General features: G+C 65.3%; 1 protein-coding gene. It reads right to left on the bottom strand.

The window, feature by feature from the left end; genetic code table 11:
- Positions 1–242: VCBS domain-containing protein (locus HB676_RS33650; RefSeq protein ID WP_213742824.1), on the bottom strand; the 242-nt coding region annotated here is incomplete at both ends.

Raw genomic sequence — 242 nt, 5'->3', positions numbered from 1 at the left:
GCGGTGGCGCCAGAGCCATCGGTCACCGTGACCTGGAAGATATCCGTGCGGGTCTCGCCGGTCTTCAGTCCCTGCGCCGAGTCATTGTCCAGCGTGTAGGTCCAGTGGCCGCTCTGGTCGATCGTGATCGCACCGTACGACCCATGATCGTCCGCCACGCTCCACGTCGCGCTATCGCCGATATCGGCATCCGAGGCGTCGAGCTTGCCGGATGCCGTCGGGACTTCGTCCTCGGTGACCGA

It is taken from the genome of Bradyrhizobium sp. dw_411, assembly GCF_018449695.1.
Taxonomy (GTDB): Bacteria; Pseudomonadota; Alphaproteobacteria; order Rhizobiales; family Xanthobacteraceae; genus Bradyrhizobium.
Note: the sequence above shows the minus strand (reverse complement) of the source record. Positions and strands in the feature narration are given on the sequence as shown.